The organism is Mesorhizobium sp. C089B (genome assembly GCF_030323125.1).
GTDB lineage: Bacteria > Pseudomonadota > Alphaproteobacteria > Rhizobiales > Rhizobiaceae > Mesorhizobium.
In genome coordinates, this window is record NZ_CP100469.1 from 5006542 (window position 1) to 5027706 (window position 21165).

The 21165-nt window shown below is 63.2% G+C and carries 18 protein-coding genes; 14 read left to right on the forward strand and 4 right to left on the reverse strand.

What is annotated here, in order from left to right:
- Positions 1 to 11 precede the first annotated feature (11 nt).
- The 9 genes from NLY44_RS24775 to NLY44_RS24815 all read left to right on the forward strand — a co-directional run bounded on the left by NLY44_RS24775 (position 12) and on the right by NLY44_RS24815 (position 11046).
- The gene (locus NLY44_RS24775; RefSeq protein WP_023806212.1) at positions 12 to 1997 is read left to right on the forward strand and encodes a CocE/NonD family hydrolase; all 1986 of its coding nucleotides are present in this window, start codon (positions 12 to 14) and stop codon (positions 1995 to 1997) included.
- Positions 1998 to 2151: 154 nt separating this feature from the next.
- Positions 2152 to 3738 (forward strand): ABC transporter substrate-binding protein, encoded by a 1587-nt coding sequence (locus tag NLY44_RS24780; RefSeq protein WP_023671387.1) that lies wholly within the window; start codon positions 2152 to 2154, stop codon positions 3736 to 3738.
- A 16-nt stretch (positions 3739 to 3754) separates the two neighbouring features.
- Positions 3755 to 4714: an ABC transporter permease gene (locus NLY44_RS24785; protein WP_023806211.1), complete on the forward strand. Its 960-nt coding sequence runs from the start codon at positions 3755 to 3757 to the stop codon at positions 4712 to 4714.
- A 9-nt stretch (positions 4715 to 4723) separates the two neighbouring features.
- Complete coding sequence (locus NLY44_RS24790; protein ID WP_023671389.1) at positions 4724 to 5548, forward strand: ABC transporter permease; 825 nt, start codon at positions 4724 to 4726, stop codon at positions 5546 to 5548.
- Positions 5548 to 7203: an ABC transporter ATP-binding protein gene (locus tag NLY44_RS24795; protein WP_023806210.1), complete on the forward strand. Its 1656-nt coding sequence runs from the start codon at positions 5548 to 5550 to the stop codon at positions 7201 to 7203. The genes NLY44_RS24790 and NLY44_RS24795 overlap by 1 nt, the downstream gene beginning before the upstream one ends.
- 64 nt (positions 7204 to 7267) lie before the next feature.
- Positions 7268 to 8107 (forward strand): alkaline phosphatase family protein, encoded by an 840-nt coding sequence (locus NLY44_RS24800; RefSeq protein ID WP_023806209.1) that lies wholly within the window; start codon positions 7268 to 7270, stop codon positions 8105 to 8107.
- A gap of 287 nt (positions 8108 to 8394) precedes the next feature.
- A complete protein-coding gene (locus NLY44_RS24805; protein WP_023725917.1) occupies positions 8395 to 8961 on the forward strand; it encodes a sigma-70 family RNA polymerase sigma factor in 567 nt (188 codons plus the stop codon).
- Between the two features lie 14 nt (positions 8962 to 8975).
- Entirely contained in the window at positions 8976 to 9644 is a 669-nt protein-coding gene (locus NLY44_RS24810; RefSeq protein ID WP_023806208.1) for a hypothetical protein, read from the forward strand.
- Complete coding sequence (locus NLY44_RS24815) at positions 9634 to 11046, forward strand: S8 family serine peptidase (RefSeq protein ID WP_286455612.1); 1413 nt, start codon at positions 9634 to 9636, stop codon at positions 11044 to 11046. The genes NLY44_RS24810 and NLY44_RS24815 overlap by 11 nt, the downstream gene beginning before the upstream one ends.
- A 25-nt stretch (positions 11047 to 11071) precedes the next feature.
- Here the strand turns inward: NLY44_RS24815 and NLY44_RS24820 are convergent, their stop codons facing one another.
- On the reverse strand, positions 11072 to 12418 hold the full coding sequence (locus NLY44_RS24820; protein ID WP_023806207.1) for an NAD(P)/FAD-dependent oxidoreductase: 1347 nt from the start codon (positions 12416 to 12418) through the stop codon (positions 11072 to 11074).
- Positions 12419 to 12583: 165 nt separating this feature from the next.
- On the reverse strand, positions 12584 to 13606 hold the full coding sequence (locus NLY44_RS24825) for a substrate-binding domain-containing protein (RefSeq protein WP_023729697.1): 1023 nt from the start codon (positions 13604 to 13606) through the stop codon (positions 12584 to 12586).
- A 365-nt stretch (positions 13607 to 13971) separates the two neighbouring features.
- Here NLY44_RS24825 and NLY44_RS24830 point away from each other — a divergent pair, with 365 nt between their 5' ends.
- From NLY44_RS24830 to NLY44_RS24850, 5 genes are all read left to right on the forward strand, one after another.
- Positions 13972 to 15327, forward strand: a complete 1356-nt coding sequence (locus tag NLY44_RS24830) for an ABC transporter substrate-binding protein (RefSeq protein ID WP_023668892.1) — start codon at positions 13972 to 13974, stop codon at positions 15325 to 15327.
- 235 nt (positions 15328 to 15562) lie between these two features.
- Entirely contained in the window at positions 15563 to 16576 is a 1014-nt protein-coding gene (locus tag NLY44_RS24835) for a carbohydrate ABC transporter permease (protein WP_023668891.1), read from the forward strand.
- Position 16577: 1 nt separating this feature from the next.
- Entirely contained in the window at positions 16578 to 17732 is a 1155-nt protein-coding gene (locus NLY44_RS24840) for a carbohydrate ABC transporter permease (RefSeq protein ID WP_023703632.1), read from the forward strand.
- Positions 17733 to 17737: 5 nt separating this feature from the next.
- Positions 17738 to 19402, forward strand: a complete 1665-nt coding sequence (gene bglA, locus NLY44_RS24845; protein WP_031198273.1) for a beta-galactosidase BglA — start codon at positions 17738 to 17740, stop codon at positions 19400 to 19402.
- A gap of 66 nt (positions 19403 to 19468) precedes the next feature.
- Entirely contained in the window at positions 19469 to 20581 is a 1113-nt protein-coding gene (locus NLY44_RS24850; RefSeq protein WP_023806206.1) for an ABC transporter ATP-binding protein, read from the forward strand.
- Between the two features lie 72 nt (positions 20582 to 20653).
- On the opposite strand, the gene NLY44_RS24855 is transcribed toward NLY44_RS24850, so the two are convergent.
- Both NLY44_RS24855 and NLY44_RS24860 read right to left on the reverse strand, forming a co-directional pair.
- On the reverse strand, positions 20654 to 20887 hold the full coding sequence (locus NLY44_RS24855) for a DUF680 domain-containing protein (protein ID WP_023694259.1): 234 nt from the start codon (positions 20885 to 20887) through the stop codon (positions 20654 to 20656).
- A 71-nt stretch (positions 20888 to 20958) separates the two neighbouring features.
- Positions 20959 to 21162 carry a DUF680 domain-containing protein gene (locus NLY44_RS24860; protein ID WP_023668886.1) on the reverse strand — a complete coding sequence of 68 codons (204 nt, stop codon included), beginning with the start codon at positions 21160 to 21162 and terminating at the stop codon, positions 20959 to 20961.
- Positions 21163 to 21165: the final 3 nt, after the last annotated feature.

Consider the following 21165-nt stretch of genomic DNA (forward strand, 5'->3'; position numbering starts at 1 on the left):
TGGAGCATCGCATGAAAACCATCACCGAATTTCCCCGCAAGGTCATCGAATTCCCCGATATGGGCATCGTCATGCCGGATGGTTGCCGGCTGTCGGCGCGGGTGTGGATGCCGGAGGACGCCAGCAGCGATCCGGTGCCGGCGATCCTCGAGCACCTGCCCTACCGCAAGCGCGACGGCACCATCTTTCGCGATCAACTGACGCATCCCTATTTTGCCGGCCACGGCTACGCCTCGATCCGCGTCGACATGCGCGGCAATGGCGATTCCGAAGGGCTGATGGACGACGAATATTCCGAGCAGGAATTGCAGGACGCCTGCGATGTGATTGCCTGGGCGGCAGCACAGCCCTGGTGCAATGGCAGTGTCGGCATGATGGGCATTTCCTGGGGCGGCTTCAACTGCCTGCAGGTGGCGGCCAAGCAGCCGCCGGCGCTGAAGGCGGTGATCAGCCTGTGCTCGACCGTCGACCGCTACGCCGACGACATCCACTACAAGGGCGGCTGCCTTTTGACGGAAAATTTCGGCTGGGCCTCGACCATGTTGTCCTATTCGTCGCGACCGCCGGATCCGCTGATTGCGGGCGACAACCGCTGGCGCGACCTCTGGCTGACGCGGCTGGAGAACCAGTCTTTCCTTCTGCCGCTCTGGCTCAGCCATCAGCATCGCGACGCCTATTGGAAACGCGGTTCGATCTGCGAGGATTTCTCCGCGGTCAAAGCCGCCGTGCTGTCGATCGGCGGCTGGCATGACGGCTACCGCAACACGATTTCGCATCTGGTCACCAACATCCAGGCGCCGGTGAAGGGCATTGTCGGGCCATGGATCCACAAATACCCGCATTATGCCGAACCCAAACCCGCCATCGGCTTCCTGCAGGAGGCGTTGCGCTGGTGGGACAGCTGGTTGAAGGGCGTCGACACCGGCGTCGAGGCCGACCCGGACTACCGCGCCTATGTCATGGACAGTGTGCGGCCGGCGCGCTGGCACCCGGAGCGGCCGGGCCGTTGGGTGGCCGAACAGGAATGGCCGTCTCCCAACATCAAGGTCGGGGCGATCGAACTCATTGCTGACGGCGTCAGGCCGGCGATCGTGGCGACCCCGCAAAGCTGCGGGCTCGCCGGCGGCGAATATTTTCCCTTCACCTTTGGCCCGGAACTGCCGGGCGACCAGCGCCCGGACGATGCGCTGTCCGTCTGCTTCGATCAGCCTGTGCTTGCCGAGACACTCGACATCGTCGGCGCGCCGGAGCTTCTCATCCGGGTGTCGTCCGATCGCCCGCAGGCGAACATCGCGGTTCGACTGTGCGACGTGCACCCCGACGGCGCCTCGGAACTGATCTCCTACGGCGTGCTCAACCTGACGCATCGTTCTTCGCACGAACAGCCGCAAGCGCTGGTGCCGGGCGAAACGGTTTCGGCGCGCGTTATTCTCGACCAGTGCGCCTACCGCGTGCCGGCCGGACACCGCCTGCGCATCGCGGTTTCCAATGCTTACTGGCCGATGATCTGGCCGTCGCCGGAGCCGGTGCGGCTCGACCTTTCAGCGGCGACGCTGAGGCTGCCGCTGCGCCCGCTCGCAAAAGCCGACGAGACCTCGTTCCAGTCTCCCGAAGGCGCAACACCCTGGGCAACCGCGACAGTTCGTGCAGCGAATTCCGAGCGTCACGTCGATCGCGATGAGAAGACCGGCATCGTCACGCTGTCGATCACGGATGATTTCGGAGAAGTGCGCGATCTCGCGCATGGACTGGCCAATGGCAGCATTGCCCGCGAGAGCTGGACGATCCACCCCGACGAGCCGCTGTCTGCCTCGGGTCGCACGCACTGGACGCAGACCTTGTCGCGAAACGGATGGTCGGTGCGCACCGAGACGTCGGCTGAAATGCGCTGCGATGCGCAAAACTTCATCGTCAGCGCCAGAATCGAAGCCTATGAGGGCGAAACGCTGGTTTTCGAACGCGATTTCGAAGAGACGATCCCGCGCGACCTGCTCTGAGCGTCGACCCGACTGGTCCAGTTGCGACGCACGATTTACGCCACGGCATGTCGCATTCCGTCTTGCTTACGGCTTTGCCTTCCGGTCAATATCCCTTTGGTAACAACAAGCAAAAAACGACCATAAGGTCGAACCAACAGAGTGAGGAACTCAAATGTCCAACGAACTCGAATATCTGAGCCGGCGCGTTGCGTCCGGCAAGCTGAGCCGTCGTGATTTCCTCGGCCGCGCCGCAGCACTCGGCGTCACAGCGCCCTTCGCCAATATGCTGCTTTCCAGTGCGGCTCGCGCGGAAGGCCCGGTCAAGGGCGGCACGCTGAAGGCCGGCCTCGTCGGCGGCGAATCCACGAACAGCCTGGACCCGGCTTTGTTCATGACGCAAGTGCCGTTCGCTTTTGGCAAGATGTGGGGCGAGCTGATCGTCGAGCTGTCCCCGGAAGGCAAACTCGAGAACCGCATCGCCGAAGAGATCGGCTCGTCGGACGACGCCAAGGTGTGGACGCTGAAAATCCGCGACGGCGTCGAATTCCACAACGGCAAGACGGTGACCGCTGAGGATGTGGCGGCAACCCTCGAGCGCCATTCCGATGAAAAATCGAAGTCCGGCGCGCTGGGCTACATGAAAGGCATCGACAGCATCAAGGCCAGTGGCAAGGAAGTCGTCCTGACGCTGAAGGAGGCCAACGCCGACCTTCCCTATCTCCTCAGCGACTACCACCTCATCGTCCAGCCCAACGGCGGCAAGGACAAGGCGGATGCCGGCATCTCGGCAGGACCCTACAAGGTCACCACCAACGAGCCCGGCGTGCGCCATGGCGGCGAGCGCTTCGCCAATTACTGGCAGGCCGACAAGATGGGCCATGCCGACCAGATCGAGATCATCGTCATCAACGACGCGACCGCGCGCACGGCGGCCCTGCAGGGCGGCCAGGTCAACATGATCAACCGCGTCGAGCCGAAGATCGTCGACCTCATCAAGCGCGTACCGGGCGTCACCATCCGCAACCATGCCGGCCCCGGCCACTACGTCTTCATCATGCATTGCAACACCGCGCCCTTCGACAACAGCGACCTGCGCATGGCGCTGAAGCTCGCGATCGACCGCGAAGAGATGCTGAACAAGGTGCTGCGCGGCTACGGCTCGCTCGGCAACGACTTCCCGATCAATTCGTCCTATCCGCTGTTTTCCGAGATCGAGCAGCGCAAATATGATCCCGACAAGGCCAAGTTCCACTACAAGAAGTCGGGCCATGACGGCACCGTGCTGCTGCGCACCTCCGACGTCGCCTTCCCGGGCGCGGTCGACGCCTCGCAGCTCTTCCAGCAGAGCGCGGCCAAGGCCGGCATCAAGATCGAGCTCAAGCGCGAGCCCGGCGACGGCTACTGGAACGAGGTCTGGAACAAGCAGCCCTTCTGCGCCTCCTATTGGGGCGGCCGCTCGACCCAGGACCAGATGTACTCGACCGCCTATCTGTCGACCGCCGACTGGAACGACACCCGTTTCAAGCGTCCGGACTTCGACAAGCTGGTGCTGGCCGCACGCGCCGAACTCGACGAGACCAAGCGCAAGCAGATGTACCACGACATGGCCGTGCTGGTGCGCGACGAGGGCGGCCTGATCCTGCCGATGTTCAATCAGTTCATCGATGCGACAGGCGCTAAGGTCGGCGGCTGGGTAGACGATCCGCATCAGGAGCTGATGAACGGCTACGCGCTGGCGAAGTGCTGGCTCGAAGCCTGAGCCCGGCTTTGCGGATATGTCCTCACCCGTCGTGAAACTTGTGGCCCAGCGCGTTGCGCTGGGCATCGTCCTCTTGCTGGCCGTTTCGGTCCTGATCTTCGCCGGCACCCAGATCCTGCCCGGCGACGTCGCGCAAGCCATTCTCGGACAGTCGGCGACGCCGGAATCGCTCGCCAATCTGCGCGAGCAGCTCGGCCTGAATCAGCCGGCTTACATCAGGTATTTCCATTGGCTAGGCGGTGTGCTCACCGGCGATCTTGGCACGGCGATGTCGAGCGGCCAGGATATTGCCACGTCGATCAACGGGCGGCTGTGGAACACGCTGTTCCTCGCCTTCTGGGCTGCGATCGTGGCCGTGCCGCTGGCCATCATCCTCGGCCTGATCGCCGTGCGTTACCGCAATGGCTGGGTCGACAAGCTGATCTCCGGCCTGGCGCTCGCCTCGACATCTTTCCCGGAATTCTTCATCGGCTATGTGCTCGTCTATTTCTTTGCCGTGAAGTATCAATGGTTCCCGGCCATTTCCACGGTCTATGACGGCATGCCGTTCGGTGAGCGCATGCAGGCGATCGCGTTGCCAGCCACCGCGCTGACGCTGGTTGTGCTGGCGCATATGATGCGCATGACCCGCGCGGCCATCCTCAACGTCATGCAGTCGGCCTATGTCGAGACGGCGGAACTGAAAGGCCTGTCGGCCTTCAACGTCATCCGCAAGCATGCTTTCCCCAATGCCATAGCGCCGATCATCAACGTCGTCATGCTCAACCTCGCCTACCTCATCGTCGGCGTCGTCGTGGTCGAGGTGATCTTCGTCTATCCCGGCATGGGACAATATCTGGTCGACCACGTCACCAAGCGCGACGTGCCGGTGGTGCAGGCGGTCGGCCTGGTCTTCGCCGCCGTCTATATCAGCCTGAACATCATTGCGGACATCGGGGCGATTGTCGCCAATCCGCGCCTCAGACATCCGAAATAGGCGGCGGGCATGCTCGACATCAAACGCATCCCCATCCCCGCGCTGATCGGCATCGTGCTGACGGCTATGTTCGTGCTGGCGGCAGTTTTCGCACCGTTGATCGCACCGTACGGCAATGCCGAAATCGTCGGCGATGTCTGGGAACCGATGACGGCGGCACATTTGCTGGGCACCGACAATCTCGGTCGCGATCTTCTGTCGCGCATGATCTACGGCGCTCGCATCACGCTGTTCATTGCGGTGCTGGCCACCGCGCTGTCATTCTCGCTCGGCGCCATCCTCGGCTTTTCGGCGGCGGTGTTCGGCGGCTGGTTCGACACGCTTCTGTCGCGCCTTGTCGATCTGCTGATGTCGATCCCGACCCTGATCATGGCGCTCGTCGTGCTTTCGGTGCTGCCGACCAATCTGGTGACGCTGATCCTGGTGATGGGCGTCCTCGACTCGACCCGCGTCTACCGGCTGTCGCGCGCGGTGGCCGTCGACATCAACGTCATGGATTATGTCGAGGCCGCCAAGCTGCGGGGCGAAGGCAGCGGCTGGATCATCTTCCGCGAGATCCTGCCCAACGCGCTGTCGCCGCTGGTCTCGGAACTTGGCCTGCGCTTCATCTACGCGGTGCTTTTCTTGTCGACGCTGTCCTTTCTCGGCCTTGGCGTGCAACCGCCGGATGCCGACTGGGGCGGCATGGTCAAGGAAAACAAGGACGGCATCGTCTTCGGTATCGGGGCGGCACTCATCCCCGCCGCGGCGATCGCGGCACTGGCGATTTCGGTCAATCTGGTCGCTGACTGGGTGCTCAACCGCACGACAAGCCTGAAGGGAGGACGCGGGTGATGGCTGACACAAAAGCAAAGCCCGGCCTGCTGCTCGATATCCGCAATCTGCGCATCGAAGCGACAGTGTTTCCGCCCGGCGAAGCGCCGAAGAACATCGTTTTGGTCCACGATGTCTCGCTGACGCTGGAAAAGGGCAAGGTGCTCGGCCTGATCGGCGAGTCCGGCGCCGGCAAGTCGACCATCGGCCTGTCGTCGATGGGCTATGGCCGTGGCGGCGTGCGCATCACCGGCGGAGAGGTGCTGCTCAACGGCCGCGATATCCTCAAGGGCGGCAAGGAAGGTTTCCGCAAATTGCGCGGCCGCGAGGTCTGCTATGTCGCGCAGTCGGCGGCCGCCGCCTTCAACCCGGCGCACAAGCTGATGGACCAGGTGGTGGAAGCAACGCTGCTGCATGGCACAGCGACACGCGCCGAGGCCGAGAAACGTGCCGTGGCGTTGTTCAAGAAGCTCAGCCTGCCAAACCCCGAAATCATCGGCGAACGCTTCCCGCACCAGGTCTCAGGCGGCCAGTTGCAGCGCGTGATGACGGCTATGGCGCTGTGTTCGGAACCCGACCTGATCGTCTTCGACGAGCCGACCACGGCGCTCGACGTGACGACGCAGATCGACGTGCTGGCGGCGATCAAGGACGCCATCCGCGACACCCATGTCGCGGCGCTCTACATTACCCACGATCTTGCCGTCGTCGCCCAGGTCTCGGACGAGATCATGGTGCTGCGCCATGGCAGGCTGGTCGAATGGGGCGGCACTCGCCAGATCATCAAGGAGCCGCGCCAGGAATACACCAATGCGCTGGTCTCGGTGCATGAGATCGAGCATGCCGAGCAGAAGCCCGGCGCCGCGCCGTTCCTGTCGGTCAAGAACGTCACCGCCGCTTACGGCGGCAGCAACGTCAAGGTGCTGAAGAACGTCTCTGTCGACATCTATCCGGGGCAGACGCTGGCCGTCGTCGGCGAATCCGGCTCGGGCAAGTCGACCCTGGCGCGCGCCATCACCGGGCTGTTGCCGCCCGAGGAAGGCACCGTTACCTTCGACGGCAGGCCGCTTGCCAATAGGCTTGCCGACCGGCCGAAGGAGGACCTGCGGCAATTGCAGATGATCTACCAGATGGCCGACGTGGCGATGAACCCGCGCCAGACCGTCGGCACCATCATCGGCCGGCCGCTGGAATTCTATTTCGGCATACGCGGCCGCGAGCGCGACAAGCGGGTCGCCGAACTGCTCGACGAGATCGAGATGGGCAAGGGCTTTCTCGATCGTTATCCGGCCGAACTCTCCGGAGGCCAGAAACAGCGCGTCTGTATCGCCCGCTCGCTCGCCGCCAAGCCCAAGCTGATCATCTGCGACGAGGTGACATCGGCGCTCGACCCGCTGGTGGCCAACGGCATTCTCAAGCTGCTGCTCAACCTGCAGCAGCACGAGAAGGTCGCCTACCTCTTTATCACTCACGATCTGGCGACGGTGAAGTCGATCGCGGATTCGATCGCGGTGATGTACCGCGGCGAGGTGGTGCGCTATGGCGCCAAGAGCAAGGTGCTGACGCCGCCCTTCGACGCCTATACCGACCTGCTGCTGTCGTCCGTTCCCGAGATGGAGATCGGCTGGCTGGAAAAGGCGATCAAGGGACGGCGCATGGCGAGCGCGGGGAACTAGTAGGGAATTCGCGGCCTTTGTCGCGAAAACTTCCTTCAACGGCAAAAGCTTTCCGGAGCCGCCCATGGCGCTCAAGACCAAACTGCTGCTCATCATTCTCGACGGCGTGCCCTACCGGAACTGGCGCCGGCTGATGGGCAATCTCGAGGGCTGGGTGCAGTCGGGCGAGGCGCAGGTGTGGAAGATGCGCTCGGTGCTGCCGTCGACCTCGGCCTGCTGCTATGCCTCGATCCACACCGGCGTTTCGCCGCAGGAGCACGGCATCCTGTCCAACGAAAACCGGTTTCTCGTCAACAAGCCGGATATTTTCTCCGAAATCAGCAAGGCCGGCGGCAAGACCGGCGCGGTGACGCACTCCTACTGGTCCGAATTCTTCCGCTCCTATCCGTTCGACCTGATCGAGGACATGGAGTTCGACGAGCCCAACGGACCCATCACGCATGGCCGCTTCCACACCATGACCGGCTATAATGCCCGCAACCAGATGACGCCGAGCGATGTCGACCTGTTTGCGACGCTGACCATGCTGACCCGGCGCCATGATATCGACTACGGGATCCTGCACACCTGCACGCTGGATTCGATGGGTCATCGCTTCGGCCATGACTGCCACGAAATGGACCATGCCTGCTATGCGATGGACGGCATGCTGGCAGCCTTCCTGCCGGGCTGGCGGCAAGCCGGTTACGAGGTGATCGTAACCGCCGACCACGGCCAGACAGACCGCGGCCATCATGGCGGCCGCGACGATGAAATGCAGGATTTCGCGCTGTATTATTTCGGAGCCGGCAAAGGGCCGGATGCGGACACGCTGCTTGATCAGCTGCAACTGGCGCCGACGGTGCTGAAGCGGCTGGGTGTGCCGGTGCCGGAGACCATGAAGGCTAAGCCGTTTTTGGGGTGACGGAGGTCGTCGCTGAGCCGCCGTTCGCTACCCCCCTCTCCCGTCACTATACGGGGAGAGGGTAAGGGTGAGGGGCAGCGCAACATCAAACATAAATACCCCAACGCCGGTGCCGCCCCTCATCCGGCTGCCGCCACCTTCTCCCCGTATAGTGACGGGGAGAAGGGAGACACTCTGGCAACACTCACCTTCTTCGGTTAGCTTCGCCAAAATTCCTTGGCGGAAGGATGAACCTTTTTGAACCGATCGGCGACAGAGCAGACAGGAGCCAGGCGGCTCGACCGGCCATGACGGCAGCGACCGAGACTGATCGCGCGCTTGTCGACCGGGTCGCGAAGGGCGACCGTGCCGCTGTTCGGCTGCTGTTCATGCGTCACCACGCGCGGGTCTACCGCTTCGTGGTGCGCCAGACGGGATCGGAAATGATGGCCGACGATATCGCAAACGAGGTCTTTCTTGAGCTGTGGCGCCAGGCGCCCGGTTTCGAAGGGCGCTCGGAAGTCTCGACATGGCTGCTCGGCATCGCCCGCTTCAAGGCGCTGTCGATGCTGCGCAAGAAAAAAGAAGACTGGATCGATGACGACGATGCGGCGCAGGTTCCCGATGGCGCCGACACGCCGGAAGTCGCCACCATGAAGGAAGACAAGGGCGCCGCCTTGCGGCGCTTCGTCGATGCCTTGCCGGAGGAACACCGCTCGGTGGTCGACCTTGCCTATTACCATGGACAGTCGGTGACGGAGATCGGCGAGGTGCTCGGCATCCCGGTCGCCACTGTCAAGACCCGAATGTTCTACGCCCGCAAGAAACTCGGCGAAGCCCTCAAGGCCGCCGGTTACGACAGGGGGTGGCCATGAGCAATCCTGAAGATATGAGCGCCGCTGGAAAAATGTCACGCCGCGACGAAATGGAAACGCTGCTGCCGTTCTACCTGAACGGCTCGCTGGAAGGCTCGGACCTCGAAGCCGTCGAGGAATGGCTGGCGAGCGATCCGGCGGCGATGGCGGCGCTTGGCGAGGCTGAGGCGGAATTCTCCGGCGCCACCGCCGCCAACGAGGCGATCCGGCCACCGGCCGATGCGCTCAGCCGCTTTGCCAGGGCGCTCGACGCCCAAGCCGGCCCGGTCCGCGCTCCCGCGGGCCGTTCCTGGCTGGCGCAGGCACTCGGCCGGTTCACGGCGATGCCGGCCACGGTCGGCTGGGCGGCAGCGGCGGTGCTGCTGGCGTTGGTCGTGGTGCAGTCCTACGTGCAGACCGGCGGCAAGAGCCATGATTTCGAGGTTGCCGGCGCCGAGGATGAGCTGACGAAACTGCCGTTCGCGCTGGTCAAGTTCAAGCCGGATGCGAAGATGTCCGACATCGCCGCCTTCCTCGACCAGAACGCGCTGAAGATCGCCGGCGGGCCGACCGCCTCGGGCGTCTTCCGCATTGCCATCCCGGTCAAGACCGGAGCAGACTACACCAGGCTCGTCGGCCTTATTGCCGCCCAGCCGTTCGCGGAGACTGTGATCGAGGGAAGGAAACCGGTTGATGGCAGCTAGGGCGGTCATTCGATTTGCGGCGATCCTGGTGGCGGCGACGACAATCGTCGCCGTGCCGGCGTCGGCGCAGACCAATGATCCCAATGCCGGCCGGGCCGACTGCACCGACGCGGCCGGAGCGGCGGCTGCCGACTGCCCGAAAGACGGCAATGAGGCCAACGTCGGCGGCGAACCAGGCGCAGTTACCCTTCCGGCCCTGATCGTCGACCTGTTTCCCAACCCACCGGTTCCCGAAGCGCCCGTGCCGACGCCACGGCCGTCAGCGCCGCCTGCCGACACGCAGGCCGGGCCACCCGCCGGCGGGGCGATCGTTTCGCCGACCGATCTTGTCGCGACCGCGCCGCGCCGTGCCATCGCCGGCGAGTTCGTGCCCGACGAGGTGCTGGTGACCGTCGACGGCGATGCCGGCGCCGTCCAGCAGATCGCCGCCTCCTTCGGCCTTGAAGTGCGCTCGCAGCGCCAGTCGCGGCTGCTCGGCACCACACTGGTGCGCTTCGGCATTCCCGACGGCCGCCCGGTCGGCGCCGTGCTGGCGCAGCTGGCCGCCGATGGCCGCACCCTGCGGCGCGAGCCAAACCATATCTATTCGCTGCAGCAGGCGGCCGGCATCGTCAACTATGCCTTCGAGCGCATTCAGCTCGACAACAAGCAAGCCAGTGGCGAAAACGTGCGCATCGCCGTCATCGACACCGGCATAGACGACACCAATCCGGCGCTGTCCGGCGTCATTGCCGACCAGTTCGACGCCATGCCCAACGTGCCGGTCGAAAAGCGTGACCACGGTACCTCGGTCGACGGGCTGATCGCCGGCGTCGGCGCGCTCGAAGGCATGGCGCCCGGCGCCAGGATCTATCACGCCCGCGCCTTCGAGGACGGCAGGTCGACCATGGATGTCATCCTGTCGGCGCTCGACTGGGCGGCGGACCAGAATGTCAGCATCATCAATATGAGTTTCGTCGGCCCCAAGAACGATCTGCTCGCCACCGCCTGCCGCAATGCGCGCGGGCTCGGCATCATCCTGGTCGCTGCTGCCGGCAACAACGGGCCGAAAGCGCCCTATGGCTACCCCGCCGCCTATGACGGCGTCATCGCGGTCACCGCCACCGACGCCAAGGACGGGCTGATGCAGCAGGCCAATCGCGGCGCTTATGTCTTCATCTCGGCGCCCGGCGTCGAGATGGTGGCGCCGAGCGGCGCCGGCTCTGACGTCGTCACCGGCACCTCGTTTGCTGCCGCGATCGTGTCCGGCGCTATCGCCAATTTGATCCACGCTTCACCCGAGCGCTCCGCCGACGACATCGAAAAGGCGCTGGCGGCCACCGCCAGGGACCTTGGCCCGAAGGGACGGGACAATGATTTCGGTTATGGGCTGCTGGATACGAAGGCGGCGGCGAACAAGTAAACCGGGCGAATTTCGCGCCACCAATTCAGAGCGCCGGACCGAGCCGGACAGGGCTGCCATCACAGAAGCGCGACAGCCGGAAGCGGCTGAGGTCGTGCCCGGTCAGGTTTCCTTGGATCATGTCGGCAACGACGCGGCCTATACCAGGCCCGATGCCGAAGCCGTGACCGCTCATTCCCGTCGCGACGAAAAGGCCGCCGACTGCCTCAACCCGATCCACGACAGGGACGACGTCCGGCATGGCGTCGATCATGCCGCCCCAGCCTGCCTTCAGGCGAACTGCTTCGAACTGTGGAAAAAGACACCCGAAGTTACGTTCTATCGAACGCAGACCGGCTCGTTCAGGGGGCGGGTTCAGCACTCGCATTTTTTCGAAAGGACTGACGGAATCCGGCGCCCAATCGCGCGGCGTCGACCAGGCGTCAGGGTAGCCTGACGGGGCGAACGGAAAGTAGCGCGTCCCGAACGGATTGTCCCTGAGGGCGGGAAGGTATTTGGTGGCGTGCCGGAATGCGTCGGGCCCCAAATAAAGCAAATGGCTGCCGCCCGCGGCGAGCGTATATCCGCCATCCTGCCTGCGCCGGAACGCGATGTGTTCGTCGGCTGCCGCACCTGCATAGACCTCAGGCATGGGCTCCGTTGCGGCCACGGTTACCCTGACGCTGAGCTGGGGGATGGAGACGCCGTGTCTTCTCAGGAACAGGGATGACCAGGCGCCGCCCGCGACCAGCACGCTGGAGGCCTCGACATACCCCGCCTCGGTCCACACGCCCTTGACCTTGCCGGCCGAGATTTCGAGGGCTCGCGCCGCACAATTCTCGACAATTTTGACGCCTTTTCGCACGGCAAGCCGGGCAAGCGCCGGCACGGCCAACCAAGGCTCCGCCCGCATGTCGGAGGGCGTCGTCATCGCGCCCTTGAATTTGCGTGACATGCCTTTGATGAGCTTCGCGGTTTCATCTGCGTCCAGCAGGCGCGTGTCGAGCGCATGGATCGCTGCGATCTTCATGAACGCTTCGAAGCCGGCCATGTCCTTGTCCGAGTTCGCCAGGTAGGTCACGCCCGTCTGGGTCAGCCCGATGTCTTCGCCGCACTCCTCGGCCAACTGCCGCCACAGGCGAATAGCCTCGATGACGACAGGCAGTTCATCCGCGTCTCGCCCCTGCTTTCGGATCCAGCCCCAATTGCGCGACGACTGTTCGGCCGCAACGCGTCCTTTTTCCAGCAGCGTCACCGCAATGTTCCGCTGCGCCAGGAAAAGCGCCGTCGTCACGCCGATGATGCCGCCACCAATTATGACCACCTCCGACGTTTTCGGCGGTGGGCCAGGATGCCGGATTGGATCCGTTTCGGAGAACGGGAATATGGGCAAGTGGCGCACCCTGAGGACTGGTTGATGGCTCTGGCTTACTGGTTGCCACCCACTCGAAGCCAAATCAAGGACAGGTCCAGGCAGACCGTTGTCCCAACAAAGTCAATCTATCTGCGGGCAACATCCACAAGGGTGAACTTGCCCAGCGGAGCGATGGATTAATCCCTAGACGGGGGCGCCTGCGACCGAACCCCTCACCACCAGATCGACTGGCCAGACCTCGCCTCGCGCCCCTTCTTCCAAGCCGGAAATGCGCGCTGCCAGGCGTTCGGCGATGCGGGCGCCGGCGAGGCGGATCGACGAGCGCGTCGTCGACAGCGGCACGGAAAAATTCTCCGGCTTCAGCCATGGAAAGACGTCGTCATGGGCAATCAACGACAGGTCGCCGGGAATGGTCAGGCCAAGGTCGCGCACCGCGCGCACGACGCCGAGCGACATGATCAGGCTGGAGCAGGCGATCGCCGTCGGTCGCTCGCTCTGTTCGAGCAGGCGCCTGGCGGCGCGGTAGCCGTTCTCCTCGGTCATGGTGAGTGAACAGACATGGCGCTCGCCGAGCGTCAGGCCGCTCGCGGCCAGCGCCCTGCGCATGCCGCGCTCGCGGTGGATGGCGAAGGTCTCGCGGTCGTCGCCATTGATCAGCGCCAGCCGCCGGTGGCCGAGCTGAACCAGCAGCCGGGCGGCGTCGTGGAAGCCGCCCTCATTGTCGATGTCGGTGAAGGGGTAGTCGAAATCGGAGCCTTCGCTGCGGCCATGGACGATGAAGGGAATGCCGAGCGTGTTGACCAGCGCCACCCGCCGGTCGGCCGGGCGCGGCGAGGAGATGTAGACGGCGTCGACTTGGCGGTTGGCGACGATGCGGCGATAGGTGGTTTCCTGGTCGTCGGCATCGGCCGGCGACAGCACCAGGTCGAGCTCGTGCGAGCGGGCATAGTCGCCGAGACCCGACAGGAACTCGACGAAATGCGGGTCGATGTCGACGGAGGCGCCCGTCGGCAGCACATAGCCGATCATGCCCGTCTTGCCGGTCGCCAGCCGGCGCGCGCTCGGGTTGGGCCGGTAGCCGTGGCGCTTGGCGGCATCCACCACGCGCCGGCGGGTTTCCTCGTTGACCTCCGGATAGCCGTTGAGCGCACGGCTTACCGTTGTCTGCGACAGGGCTAGCATATGAGAGAGCTGCTTCAGGTTCACTGGGAGGCCTCCAAGCCTCAAAGCGCTTTTAATTTGGAAGCCACGCGGCGCCACAACGGGCGCGGCCAAGCTGGTCGACCATACGCACTGGTCCGGCCAGTTTGAAGCTTAATACGCTGCTGCACCGCCGTAAAACTATGCTGCAGTGCACTTTACCAAGTCACTCCAGCTCGGAATTAAATCGATTAGCCCACCGCCCTCTTGACTCCCAGCCGATTCAATGGCGAGATCAAAAAGACCAAAGCGCTTTGGAAGACTCTTCGAAAGGTTGCGGTTCCTTTCTGAACGAGTCACAGTCCTGCAGCGTCGGCGGGCGGAATGGAGGTTCCGTCCGGGTGTATGTGTCCACACTGGGAGGAATACCGATGAAGAAGATGCTTCTGCTTGGCGCAGCGTTTGCCACGCTCGCCTTGTCCCTGCCGGCGCAAGCCGAACTGAAGTTCAAGCCCGGGGAAGACAAGCGCTTCAACTGGGCCAATTACGAAGAGCTGAAGAAGGTCGATCTCAAGGGCGAGACGCTGACCATCTTCGGGCCCTGGCGCGGCGAGGACGAAGGCCTCATCCGCACTGTTCTCGAATATTTTCAGGAAGCCACCGGCGCCGAGATCAAATACTCCTCGTCGGAAAATTACGAACAGCAGATCGTCATCGATACCCAGGCCGGCAGCCCGCCCAATATCGCCGTACTGCCGCAGCCGGGCCTGATCCAGGATCTGGCGTCCAAGGGCCTTTTGACGCCGCTGGGCGACGACACCGCCAAATGGATCAAGGACAATTACGGCGCCGGCCAGTCATGGGTCGATCTCGGCACCTTCAAGGACAAGGACGGCAAGCCGGGCTTCTTCGCCTTCCCCTACAAGGCCGACGTGAAATCGCTGGTCTGGTATTCGCCCGACAATTTCGAGGAAGCCGGCTACAAGGTTCCCAAGACCCAGGAAGAGCTCGCCGACCTCGAGAAGAAGATCATCGCCGACGGCGGCACGCCGTGGTGCATCGGCCTCGGCTCAGGCGGCGCTACCGGCTGGCCGGCGACCGACTGGGTCGAAGACATCATGCTGCGCACCCAGGCGCCCGACGTGTATGACAAGTGGGTAAAGAACGAGATCCCGTTCAACGATCCGGCGGTGGTCAACGCCATCGACATTTTCGGCAAGATCGCGACCGACGACAAGATGGTCGACGGTGGGGCCAAGGCGGTTGCCGCGACCGACTTCCGCGACAGCCCGAAGGGCCTCTTCTCGGTGCCGCCGAAATGCTACCTGCACCATCAGGCATCGTTCATCCCGACCTTCTTCCCGGAAGGCACAAAGGTTGGACAGGACGCCGACTTCTTTTACTTCCCGCCCTATGCATCCAAGCCCGAGCTGGGCACGCCTGTGCTCGGCGCCGGCACGCTGGCCATGATCACCAAGGATTCGAAGGGTGCACGCGCGTTCATCGAATTCCTGAAAATGCCGCTGGCACATGAAATCTGGATGGCCCAGGGCGGCTTCGTCACGCCGCTCAAGTCGGTCAACAAGGATGCCTATGCCAGCGACGCGCTGAAGAAGCAGGGCGATATCCTCGCCAATGCCTCGACCTTCCGCTTCGACGGTTCGGACCTGATGCCGGGCAAGATCGGCGCCGGCGCCTTCTGGACCGGCATGATCGATCTGGTCGGCGGCAAGTCGGCGCAGGATGTCGCCACCGACATCCAGAAGAGCTGGGACGCTATCAAGTAGTCAGCTGGCAAGCAGTCAGCTGGCAAGTAACCACTGCCAAGTGTTCAGCCGCTTTGGCGGCAAATTCAGGACTTCCTCCACAGACTGGATCCGGGCCGCTATGGCCCGGATCCGACCGGCGCCTTACGCCGGACCGATTTGCGTTCGTTCGTTTCAGAATAACTTAAATCGGCGCAGAGCCACATCGCCAGGGCTGTTCAAGGCCCGGCCGATCATGCGCAGGGAAGAGGGACCCATGGCTGCTCAGATCTTATCGGCCATTTTTGTCATCATCATCGGCGTCGGCGGCTGCGTCGCCTATTTCTGGGGCGCCAACAAGCTGGTCGACCTGATATTCCCGTCGCGCGGCGTGGCCGGGGCTGCGGCCATCGACAATCTGCGCCGGCAAGGACTGGTCCGTCCGTGGCTGTTCGTCGGCCCGGCGATGATCATCCTCACCGTCTACCTGATCTATCCGGTGGTGGCGACGCTCTGGCTGTCCTTCCTCGACCGCGGCGGCCAGCATTTTGTCGGCTTCGCCAACTATGAATGGGCGTTCGGCGACCGCGAGTTCCGCAACTCGATCCTGAATAACATCATCTGGCTCGCGGTGGTGCCCGCCGCCTGCACCTTTCTAGGGCTGATAATCGCCGTGCTCACTGACAAGATCTGGTGGGGCACGATCGCCAAGAGCCTGATTTTCCTGCCGCTGGCGATCTCCTTCGTCGGCGCCAGCGTGATCTGGAAATTCATCTACGAATATCGCGGCGAGGGCCAGACGCAGATCGGTCTGCTCAACGCCATCATCCAGTATTTCGGCGGTCAGCCGCAGGTCTGGATATCGCTGCCGTTCTGGAACAATTTCTTCCTGATGATCATCCTGATCTGGATCCAGACCGGCTTTGCCATGGTCATCCTGTCTTCGGCGTTGCGCGGCATCCCCGAAGAGACGCTTGAAGCCGCGGTCATCGACGGCGCCAATCCGTTCCAGATCTTCTGGAAGATCATGGTGCCGCAGATCTGGGGCACCATCGCCGTGGTCTGGACGACGATCACCATCCTGGTGCTGAAAGTGTTCGACATCGTGCTGACCATGACCAATGGCCAGTGGAACAGCCAGGTGCTGGCCAATCTGATGTTCGACTGGATGTTCCGCGGCGGCGGCGATTTCGGCCGCGGCGCCACCATCGCCATCATCATCATGATCGCGGTCATCCCGATCATGGTCTGGAACATCCGCCAGGCGAACAAAGAGACGGGAGGACATTGAGATGGCCGTCGCGACCGGAAAGTCCTTTGCCAGCCGCTTCGGCGTCCACATCGCCGTGCTCGTCTTCGTCGCCATCTGGACCGTGCCGACGCTCGGCATCCTGGTCTCGTCGCTGCGCGACAAGGACCAGATCATCGCCTCGGGCTGGTGGAACTCGTTCTCCAGCTCCAGCCAGACCGAAGCCGGCCGCCTGCCGCCGGCCTCGGCGCAGGTCGAGAAGGACGGCAAGTTCGTGCTTGCCGGCAATATCTTCGGCGACGGTGCTGCGCGCGACATCAGCGCCTTCGGCGTCAAATCGGCGGCGCCGACGCAATATCCGGCCGGCACCACTGCCGATCTCGGCGACGGCGTGACCTTGCAGCTCAATGCCGACGGCACGTTCGTCATGAGTTCGCCCAAGGCTTTCGAAGGCGACCGTGGCCAGCGCGTCTATTACGCCTCGTCGGCGCCGCCGAAATTCACCACCGACAATTACCAGACCGTGCTGTTTTCGGAGGGCATCGGCCGCTCGTTCATAAACTCGCTGACCGTCACCATCCCCGCGACGGTCATCCCGATCCTGATCGCCGCCTTCGCCGCCTATGCATTGGCGTGGATGCGTTTTCCCGGCCGCGCCTTGCTGATCGCCACAATCATCGGCCTGCTGGTCGTGCCGCTGCAGATGTCCTTGATCCCGCTTTTGAAAATCTACAACGGCGTCGGCATCTTCTTCGGTGTGCCGTCGAAAACCTATCTCGGCATCTGGCTGGCGCATACCGGCTTCGGCCTGCCCTTCGCCATCTATCTCCTGCGCAGCTATATTGCCGGCCTGCCGCGCGAGATCATGGAATCGGCGCGCATCGACGGCGCCAGCGATTTCGAAATCTTCGTCAAGATCGTGCTGCCGCTGTCCTTCCCGGTGCTGGCGTCCTTTGCGATCTTCCAGTTCCTGTGGGTGTGGAACGACTTATTGGTGGCAATGGTTTTCCTCGGTACCGAAGGGGATCAGATCGTGCTGACCGCGAAGCTCAACGCACTGCTCGGCTCGCGCGGCGGCGACTGGGAAATCCTGACGACATCGGCCTTCGTCACCATTATCGTGCCGCTGATCGTGTTCTTCTCGCTGCAGCGCTATTTCGTCCGCGGGCTGCTGGCCGGCTCGGTCAAAGGAGGTTGAGACTTATGCAAGCCGCTTTGAAGGCGACCTCGAAGCCCGATCTCGCCGTCGATCGCGACTGGTGGCGGGGCGCGGTGATCTACCAGATCTATCCGCGCTCCTATCAGGACTCCAATGGCGACGGCATCGGCGACCTCAAGGGCATCATCCGCAGGCTGCCCTACATCGCCTCGCTCGGCGTCGACGCCATCTGGATTTCGCCCTTCTTCAAGTCGCCGATGAAGGATTTCGGCTACGACGTCTCGGACTATTGCGACGTCGACCCGATGTTCGGGACGCTCGCCGATTTCGACGCGCTGGTTGCGGAAGCCCATCACCTCGGCCTCAAGGTGATGATCGACGAGGTGCTGTCGCACACCGCCGACAACCATCCATGGTTCAAGGAGAGCCGCGCCAGCCGTAGCAATCCCAAGGCCGACTGGTATGTCTGGGCCGACGCCAGGCCGGACGGCACGCCGCCCAACAACTGGCTGTCGATCTTCGGCGGCTCGGCCTGGCAGTGGGACACCAGCCGCCAGCAATATTATCTGCATAATTTCCTGTCCGAGCAGCCGGACCTCAACTTCCACAATCTGGAAGTCCAGGACGCGCTGCTCGACGTCACCCGCTTCTGGCTGGAGCGCGGCGTCGACGGCTTCCGCCTCGACACCATCAATTTCTACTTCCACAGCCAGGGGCTGGAGAACAATCCGCCGCTGCCGCCCGAAGAGCGCAACGACCAGACAGCACCTGCGGTCAATCCCTACAACTACCAGGACCATATCTACGACAAGAGCCGGCCGGAAAACCTTGCCTTCCTCGAACGGTTCCGGGCGCTGCTCGACGAATATCCGGCGGCCGCCGCGGTCGGCGAAGTCGGCGATTCGCAGCGTGGGCTGGAAGTGGTCGCCGCCTACACCGCCGGCGGCAAACGCGTCCACATGTGCTATTCCTTCGATTTCCTGGCGCCGGAAAAGATCAGCGCCGCCAAGGTGCGCCAGGTGCTGGAAGCCTTCGGCAAGGTCGCCAGCGACGGCTGGTCGTGCTGGGCCTTTTCCAACCACGACGTGATGCGTCCGGCCTCGCGCTGGGCCGCCGACGAGGCCGACCCGGCCGCCTATCTGAAGGTTATCTCGGCGCTGCTGATGTCGCTGCGCGGTTCGGTCTGCCTCTATCAGGGAGAGGAGCTTGGGCTTGGCGAAGCCGAGTTGCAGTTCGAGGATCTGCAGGACCCCTACGGCATTCGCTTCTGGCCCGAATTCAAGGGCCGCGACGGCTGCCGCACGCCGATGGTGTGGGATGCAACCGCCAGCAATGCCGGCTTTTCGACGGCCAAGCCCTGGCTGCCGGTGCCGGGCAAGCACTTGTCGCAAGCGGTCAATGTTCAGCAGGGCGACGCGGCCTCGCTGCTCGAGCACTACCGGCGCTTTCTCGGTTTCCGCCGCCAGCATCCGGCCCTGGCCAAAGGCGACATCGAGTTCATCGAAAGCGAGGGCGACACCGTCGCCTTCACCCGCCGTGAGGGCAATGAGCAGATCGTCTGCGTCTTCAATCTGGCCAGCAAGCCGGCCGAGGTCGATCTCGGTGGTCAGGCGCTGCTGCCATTGGCCGGGCACGGTTTTTCGGGACAATCCGGCACAGGTTCCATCCGCCTCGGCGGCTACGGCGCCTGGTTCGGGCGCATCGACTGAGTTTTTGACGAAACTGGATTTTTTGAGGAAATCCAGGTTCTCTAGGGAAATCACTGGGAGGAAATTATGGCCGATGTCACGCTGAGACAGGTGAAGAAATCATACGGCAATCTGCACATTCTCCACGGCATCGACCTCGACATAAAGTCGGGCGAGTTCATCGTCTTCGTCGGCCCGTCGGGTTGCGGCAAGTCGACCTTGCTGCGGTCCATCGCCGGGCTTGAGGAGATCACCTCCGGCGAGCTGAAGATCGCCGGCGAGGTGGTGAACGACGTGCCGCCGTCCAAGCGCGGCATCGCCATGGTGTTCCAGTCCTATGCGCTCTATCCGCACATGACCGTCTACGACAACATGGCCTTCTCGATGAAGATCGGCAAGGAAAGTAAGGCCGAGATCGACAAGCGGGTGCGGCAGGCCGCCGAAATCCTGCAGCTGACCAAATATCTCGACCGCCTGCCCAAGGCGATGTCGGGCGGCCAGCGCCAGCGTGTCGCCATCGGCCGCGCCATCGTGCGCAACCCGAAAGTGTTCCTGTTCGATGAGCCGCTGTCGAACCTCGACGCGGCGCTGCGCGTCGCGACCCGCATCGAGATCGCCAAGCTGAAGGAATCGATGCCTGCCACGACCATGATCTACGTCACCCACGATCAGGTCGAAGCGATGACGCTCGCCGACCGCATCGTCGTGCTGAAGGATGGCCATATCGAGCAGGTCGGCACGCCGATGGACCTCTACAAGAAGCCCGGCAATCTGTTCGTTGCCCAGTTCATCGGCTCGCCGGCCATGAACATCCTGCCGGCGACGATCGACAGGACGGGCAACCCGACAATCGTCAGCCATGTCGGCGGCCGCAAGGCAACGGTGCCGATCGCAACGCCGGCGTCAGCCAAGGGTGCGGCAGTCAGCTTCGGCGTGCGGCCGGAGGATCTGTCGGCCGCCACCGGCGCGGAATATCTTTTCGAGGGCGTGGTGGACTATGTCGAGCAACTCGGCGAGGTGCAGCTTGTCTATGTCGATATCGGCCGCGCTGACCTGCCGTTGGTGACCAAGCTGCCCGGCAATGTCGAGGTCAAGCGCGGGGTAAAGCTGCGACTGACCGCGGATGCCGGGGACCTGCACATCTTCGACGCCGATGGGCACTCCTTCTCGCTCAAGCCGGTGGAAGTGAAGGCGGCTTGAGATAGCTGCGTCGTACAGGCATGAAAAAAGAGCGGCGGGCCAGGCCCGCCGCTCTTTTTTAAGCTCCGGCTGTTAGTTGTTGCCGAACCGATCCCTGTCGCTGCTCTGAGGAACGAACTTCTGTTGGTCGTCCGACGAGTTCAGCAGCTTGTAGACCGCCGAGTTGGTGCCGGTCGACGAAGTGCGGGTGGTGTCGACGGCAGCGGCCGGCTGGTTGGCGCCATTGGAGCCATAATTGTCGCTGCCGGCAAAGGCAGCGCTCGAAACAGCCAGAACGGCTGCGGTGGCGAGAACGATCTTCTTCATTTTAGTCTCCTGAATTTTTCTGATGCTGCCAGCTGCAGCGGATAAGCCCGCCACGTGCTGGAAACCGGCTTTTAGCGGCCGAAAAGGTTACGGTCGGCACCGTGGGCAGGCGCCTGCTCGGCTGGAGCCGACTTCTCAACCGAAGCCGTATGGCCACTATCGGTCGACGTAATCGCAGGCTGGTTGGCGCCGTTCGAACCGTAGTTGTCGCTGCCGGCGAAAGCGCTGCCGGAGATGGCCAAAACGGCGGCGGCAGCAAGGATGATCTTTTTCATTTC

Coding starts and splice junctions, on each gene's coding strand:
- bglA (WP_031198273.1), top strand. CDS start 17,738: ATGCAAGCCGCTTTGAAGGCGACCTCGAAGCCCGATCTCGCCGTCGAT.
- NLY44_RS24860 (WP_023668886.1), bottom strand. CDS start 21,162: ATGAAAAAGATCATCCTTGCTGCCGCCGCCGTTTTGGCCATCTCCGGC.
- NLY44_RS24815 (WP_286455612.1), top strand. CDS start 9,634: ATGGCAGCTAGGGCGGTCATTCGATTTGCGGCGATCCTGGTGGCGGCG.
- NLY44_RS24790 (WP_023671389.1), top strand. CDS start 4,724: ATGCTCGACATCAAACGCATCCCCATCCCCGCGCTGATCGGCATCGTG.
- NLY44_RS24850 (WP_023806206.1), top strand. CDS start 19,469: ATGGCCGATGTCACGCTGAGACAGGTGAAGAAATCATACGGCAATCTG.
- NLY44_RS24780 (WP_023671387.1), top strand. CDS start 2,152: ATGTCCAACGAACTCGAATATCTGAGCCGGCGCGTTGCGTCCGGCAAG.
- NLY44_RS24855 (WP_023694259.1), bottom strand. CDS start 20,887: ATGAAGAAGATCGTTCTCGCCACCGCAGCCGTTCTGGCTGTTTCGAGC.
- NLY44_RS24775 (WP_023806212.1), top strand. CDS start 12: ATGAAAACCATCACCGAATTTCCCCGCAAGGTCATCGAATTCCCCGAT.
- NLY44_RS24810 (WP_023806208.1), top strand. CDS start 8,976: ATGAGCGCCGCTGGAAAAATGTCACGCCGCGACGAAATGGAAACGCTG.
- NLY44_RS24805 (WP_023725917.1), top strand. CDS start 8,395: ATGACGGCAGCGACCGAGACTGATCGCGCGCTTGTCGACCGGGTCGCG.
- NLY44_RS24800 (WP_023806209.1), top strand. CDS start 7,268: ATGGCGCTCAAGACCAAACTGCTGCTCATCATTCTCGACGGCGTGCCC.
- NLY44_RS24830 (WP_023668892.1), top strand. CDS start 13,972: ATGAAGAAGATGCTTCTGCTTGGCGCAGCGTTTGCCACGCTCGCCTTG.
- NLY44_RS24785 (WP_023806211.1), top strand. CDS start 3,755: ATGTCCTCACCCGTCGTGAAACTTGTGGCCCAGCGCGTTGCGCTGGGC.
- NLY44_RS24840 (WP_023703632.1), top strand. CDS start 16,578: ATGGCCGTCGCGACCGGAAAGTCCTTTGCCAGCCGCTTCGGCGTCCAC.
- NLY44_RS24835 (WP_023668891.1), top strand. CDS start 15,563: ATGGCTGCTCAGATCTTATCGGCCATTTTTGTCATCATCATCGGCGTC.
- NLY44_RS24795 (WP_023806210.1), top strand. CDS start 5,548: ATGGCTGACACAAAAGCAAAGCCCGGCCTGCTGCTCGATATCCGCAAT.